Origin of the sequence: Proteus genomosp. 4 str. ATCC 51469 (genome assembly GCF_003144375.1) — a bacterium.
Classification (GTDB): Bacteria; Pseudomonadota; Gammaproteobacteria; order Enterobacterales; family Enterobacteriaceae; genus Proteus.
Genome location: NZ_PENV01000038.1, coordinates 1 through 4,838, shown reverse-complemented (window position 1 = coordinate 4,838; position 4,838 = coordinate 1). Strand labels below are relative to the sequence as shown.

The 4,838-nt window shown below is 36.6% G+C and carries 7 protein-coding genes; 1 reads left to right on the top strand and 6 read right to left on the bottom strand.

Features of this window, described 5'->3' with window-relative positions; translation table 11 throughout:
* Positions 1 to 172: 172 nt before the first annotated feature.
* The 5 genes from DK866_RS19665 to DK866_RS19645 all read right to left on the bottom strand — a co-directional run bounded on the left by DK866_RS19665 (position 173) and on the right by DK866_RS19645 (position 2,659).
* Positions 173 to 565 (bottom strand): DoxX family protein, encoded by a 393-nt coding sequence (locus DK866_RS19665; RefSeq protein ID WP_023580968.1) that lies wholly within the window; start codon positions 563 to 565, stop codon positions 173 to 175.
* Positions 566 to 749: 184 nt separating this feature from the next.
* Positions 750 to 1,055: a YqjK-like family protein gene (locus DK866_RS19660; RefSeq protein WP_243733291.1), complete on the bottom strand. Its 306-nt coding sequence runs from the start codon at positions 1,053 to 1,055 to the stop codon at positions 750 to 752.
* Positions 1,036 to 1,446, bottom strand: a complete 411-nt coding sequence (locus tag DK866_RS19655) for a phage holin family protein (protein ID WP_109410240.1) — start codon at positions 1,444 to 1,446, stop codon at positions 1,036 to 1,038. Before DK866_RS19655 ends, DK866_RS19660 begins: the two co-directional genes overlap by 20 nt.
* Before the next feature lie 6 nt (positions 1,447 to 1,452).
* Positions 1,453 to 1,758 (bottom strand): DUF883 family protein, encoded by a 306-nt coding sequence (locus DK866_RS19650; protein ID WP_072071048.1) that lies wholly within the window; start codon positions 1,756 to 1,758, stop codon positions 1,453 to 1,455.
* Between the two features lie 244 nt (positions 1,759 to 2,002).
* Positions 2,003 to 2,659 carry a DedA family protein gene (locus DK866_RS19645; RefSeq protein ID WP_109410239.1) on the bottom strand — a complete coding sequence of 219 codons (657 nt, stop codon included), beginning with the start codon at positions 2,657 to 2,659 and terminating at the stop codon, positions 2,003 to 2,005.
* 735 nt (positions 2,660 to 3,394) lie between these two features.
* Here DK866_RS19645 and sstT point away from each other — a divergent pair.
* Positions 3,395 to 4,648, top strand: a complete 1,254-nt coding sequence (gene sstT / locus DK866_RS19640) for a serine/threonine transporter SstT (RefSeq protein WP_072071046.1) — start codon at positions 3,395 to 3,397, stop codon at positions 4,646 to 4,648.
* 104 nt (positions 4,649 to 4,752) lie between these two features.
* On the opposite strand, the gene DK866_RS19635 is transcribed toward sstT, so the two are convergent.
* A partial coding sequence (locus tag DK866_RS19635) for an IS3 family transposase (protein WP_157955987.1) occupies positions 4,753 to 4,838 on the bottom strand: 86 nt, incomplete at its 5' end.

The following is a 4,838-nucleotide window of genomic DNA, read 5'->3' as shown; positions in this document are numbered from 1 at the left end:
GTCAACAAGCTGTAATTTAAAAGCGAGAGAATAATCGCGTTGAGTTCGTTTAGTGATTGGTTTCATTACATTCTCCAATTTCAGATTGGAAAAGTGTTAACCTTATTTAGGACGGGTCATTCATAGCAAAAAAAGATCCCCTAGGGGATCTTTTTTATTGCTAAATTCGTTATTACCAGTTTTTATTGAAAATACGATCTAAGCTCCATTTACCTGGACCTGTGATAACCAGTAATAAATATCCGCCTGCAATTGTCATGTTTTTCATAAACATTAATTGGTTCATGCCTTCAGCAAAATTGCTGTGGAACAGCAGTGCGGTTAGAAGAGTAAATACCGCAGTAAAGATTGCTGTTGTGCGAGTTAAGAAACCAAATAAGATGGCTAATCCACCGCCTAATTCTAATAAAATAGTTAGTGGTAATAAGAAACCGGGAACGCCCATTGCTTGCATATATTGCTGTGTACCTTCGTAACCACCAATTTTTCCGTAGCCTGCGCTGATAAATAAAATCGGCATTAAAATACGGGCAATTAATAACGCAATGTCTTCAAATTTTTTCATGATATTTATTCCTAATTAAACTCTATTATCTGCAATGTATATCTGTTTATATTTGTATTTTCGCTGGTTAATTTTCTATTTTTAGAATTAATAACCACGGCTACGGTGTGAGATGTACAATAATGGGAAATTGAAAAAGAGGATATTAAGAAGAATTAACATTCTTAGACAAAAAAATTGATGTTCAATCTGAGGTTTTTTTGAAGGACTTCTGTATTGCCCGAATTAAGCCAAATGCACCGATAGCGCGTTGTCCTAACCGTATGATTTTTTTAGGGTGTTTAATACTGTAAAGAGAGATAAAACTTGCACCGACTAAAAATGCAGGTTTTAAAGAGACTAAAATTCGCCACGCTTTATCATAAGGTTCTGTCACATCAAGCCAAGTTTGCGTGCTTTGCCCCAAATCAGAGCGCTGTTGCTGAATTTTATTCAACAACAGCTTTTTACGTCTTGAAAGAACACTCTGCTTATTTTGTTTGTTCATCATGATATTGCTCCAAAAGACGTTTATCTAGTTCCAGCTGTTGGCGAGTATCGCCTAATAAGGTGGAATTTCGTGCTTTTTTTAATGTCATGATGGCGCCAATAAGGGCGCAGAAAAGCAAAATCGCGGTTGTAACCGCTAAAGCATAAATTCGGTATTCTGGGGGGATAACCCAAAATAACAATATAAGCAGGCTCATTAGGCCAAAAGCGGTGAGTAACAGTGTGACACCAGCCATTAAAATAAGCTGGATCAGGGTGGTTTTTTCTTCTTCCAGTTCAATGGCAATTAGTTGTAGGCGAGTTTCAACCATGCCTATAACGATAGCACCAATTCTACTGAGAGAATTCAGAACCCCAGATGCGGGGCCCTGTGGTCTTTGAGTATCACTCATTATAAATTAGCGTTTTGCAAGTAGAACGCCAAGAACAACACCAACAGCAGCACCGATACCAACACCTGTCCATGGATTTTCGCGAACATAGTTATCTGCTTTTCCTGCCATTTCTTTGGTGTTATCGACAATTTCTCGACCTGCATCACTGAGTTTTGCACGAGAACCTTTTATTGCCGATTCTGCTTTTGCACGCAGGCTTTGGATTTCTTCTTTGGATTTATCTGCAGAGGAGTTCAGCACTTCTTCTAGAGTATCAGCAAGAGATTTCAATTCACTACGCAGATCTTCATTTGAACGTTGTTGAGACATAATTAACTCCTTTAATAGAGATAGAATGTAGTACTTATAACAATAGACTAATTTTACAGCTTAATGAAATTAAATAACGACTTAAAAGTGAAAAAAAGAGATAAATCTTAATTGAATGGCAGAATTAAAGGAGCTTAGAAGCGTGTATCCTAAAAAAAAGACCTGCTCAATAAGATGAAACAGGCCTCTATTATTTTTTGCTGTGTAATTACTGTCGGAATATCTTGATAATATTTAATTCGTATTAAGCTTTTCTTTTCTTTTTAATAACCACCCAGATGCTACCAATTAAACCGATTACTAATAGGCAAACAGGTAATAGCATAAGAATATTCATTAAATGGTGTTCATACTGACGAAAAAGTGGACTATTACCTAATACATAACCCAATGTGGTCAGTATACCAACCCATAAAAGACCGCTTAGCCAATTAAAAATTTGAAAGCGGGTATTATTTAATCCAGCAAGGCCAGCAATGGTTGGCAACAATGTTCTAACGAACGCTAAAAAGCGACCAATAAGTAATGCGGCTAAGCCATGGCGATGAAAAAGCCCATGTGCGCGCTGGTGATAGTGTTCTGGTAGATGCGACAGCCAACTACGCACTAATTTGGTATTACCAAGCCATCGTCCTTGAAGATAGCCTAGCCAACAGCCTAGACTCGCACCTGCGGTTAAAATAAGTAAGGTCAATGGAAAGTCCATTGTATCTTTAGCAATTAACACACCCACTAAAATTAATAAGCTATCTCCTGGTAAGAAAGCCGCGGGTAATACTCCGTTTTCTAGGAATAGTATGGTGAATAATAAAATGTAGATAATCCATATTAATGAAGGATTAGCTAAGGTTTCGTAATCTTGATGCCATAGCGCCAAGAAGAGCTCTCTTACGATTTCCATATAAAAGGCTTCCTAAAACTGAGTCATTTGGGGGTAAATATAAATTCAATAAGTGTTGTAATCCATTTACCCGTTTTCCACTTCATAGGGTCTATTTTTCATCGTTTAAAACAGCAACACTCTAACAAAATCAGGAAAAACTAGACAGAAAATTTTTCAACTCTATTACGACATAACTTACCCATAGATATGTGATCTTGAAAAATAGACATCTAATCTCTTTTCGAGTTCAGAGTAGGGGATTTTTTAAAAGAAAACCTTAAGGACTTGAATGCCAAAAAGAGAAATATCACATTTTAGTTTAATCAAGAAAGATAAACTTTTAATATCATTTGAAAGAAAATAAATGGATATCTTATTTATATTATTCATCTTTTTTTGTCTGTTATTTATACAGTTACAAATAGATAGCGTGACTAATTGTTAGTGATTATGTTAATAAAAAAACTGTTCGATTGATTAAAAGAATAAAAAATAACAGAGTAAAAATAAAAAATAAGTAATGCGACTAAGTATAACTTACTGATAATAATAATTTCTTTCATTTCCGATCGGTATACTAAAAAGAACAAAATCCTATTATGATCACAGATATGTTATTTCTTTGTTAACAATAACGGTTAATGCTGTATATTTTGCATAATCAGCTTTTCAGCGCGATTCAATTCCTTATACTGGCATTGCAAACACTCAAAAATGCCTTTTTTAAATATTATTTTAAGTAATGGAATAGCTATGGATAAACAACAATCCAGAGTCTTCAGCCTGTTCTTTAAGGGAAGCCTCGTCAAACAAATACTCGTTGGTTTAGTTGCAGGGATCTTACTCGCTTGGTTAGCACCAGAAGTTGCCAAGATGATGAGTTTGTTAGGTACTCTGTTTATTAATGCTCTAAAAGCTGTTGCGCCAGTATTGGTATGGGTGCTGGTAATGGCTTCGATTGCGAATCACCGTCAAGGGCAAAAATCAAATATTCGCCCCGTGTTAGTTTTATATCTGCTAGCAACGTTCTTTGCCGCATTAACTGCTGTTGTTGCAAGCTTTATGTTCCCATCAGTTTTAACGCTAGTTGTTAATGAATCACAACTGTCACCACCTGAAAATATCGCTGAAGTACTTAAAGGGGTATTAATTAATGTGGTCGCAAACCCTGTTGATGCGCTTATCAATGGTAATTACATGGGGATCTTAGCATGGTCTATTGGGCTAGGTTTAGCATTGCGCCATGCAAGTGATACTACAAAAGCTTTAACACAAGATTTAGCGGATGCAGTGACAAACTTGGTACGTGTTGTTATTCGTTTAGCCCCTATCGGTATTTTTGGTTTAGTGTCGTCAACTATCGCAACAACTGGCTTTGAAGTTTTAGCGGGTTATTTACAGGTACTGATTGTATTGATTGGCTGTATGCTGTTTGTTGCTTTAGTCGTGAATCCACTGATTGTATTTTGGAAAATCCGCAGTAACCCATATCCATTAGTATGGGCATGTTTGCGTGAAAGTGGTGTAACAGCCTTCTTTACACGTAGCTCAGCAGCAAACATCCCTGTGAATATGGCAATGTGTCGTCGTATGAATTTAGATGAAGACACTTATTCTGTTTCAATTCCATTAGGTGCAACCATCAATATGGGTGGTGCAGCAATTACTATCACGATTTTGACATTAGCGGCAGTAAATACACTGGGTATGCCTGTTGATGTGCCAACAGCACTATTACTAAGCCTTGTTGCTGCAGTTTGTGCATGTGGTGCATCTGGTGTTGCTGGGGGATCTCTACTGTTAATTCCACTAGCTTGTAGCATGTTTGGTATTAGTAATGATATCGCTATGCAAGTGGTTGCCGTGGGTGTGATGATTGGTGTGTTACAAGATTCAGCTGAAACCGCACTGAATTCATCAACAGATGTTCTCTTTACCGCAACAGTCTGTATCGCAGAAGATAATCGTATTTCAGATAATCCATTAACTGAAAAAAATAATGGGTAAAAAGGGTAAGTAGTAAGACAGGAAGAGCTGTAAAAATAATAATCAATAATAAAAAATAGAACCCCACATTTTTGAACTGACCCCAGTTTATTGGACAGTTTAAATTAGTTAGGTAAAGACTGAGTTCGGTATTGAACCGGACTCAGTCCTTTTAATTTTATCTTGATCCGTTCCGTATTGTAATACTTGA

Excerpts from the sequence above, each read along its gene's own strand:
- DK866_RS19665 (WP_023580968.1), bottom strand. The coding sequence starts at position 565 with ATGAAAAAATTTGAAGACATTGCGTTATTAATTGCCCGTATTTTAATG.
- DK866_RS19660 (WP_243733291.1), bottom strand. The coding sequence starts at position 1,055 with ATGATGAACAAACAAAATAAGCAGAGTGTTCTTTCAAGACGTAAAAAG.
- DK866_RS19655 (WP_109410240.1), bottom strand. The coding sequence starts at position 1,446 with ATGAGTGATACTCAAAGACCACAGGGCCCCGCATCTGGGGTTCTGAAT.
- DK866_RS19650 (WP_072071048.1), bottom strand. The coding sequence starts at position 1,758 with ATGTCTCAACAACGTTCAAATGAAGATCTGCGTAGTGAATTGAAATCT.
- DK866_RS19645 (WP_109410239.1), bottom strand. The coding sequence starts at position 2,659 with ATGGAAATCGTAAGAGAGCTCTTCTTGGCGCTATGGCATCAAGATTAC.
- sstT (WP_072071046.1), top strand. The coding sequence starts at position 3,395 with ATGGATAAACAACAATCCAGAGTCTTCAGCCTGTTCTTTAAGGGAAGC.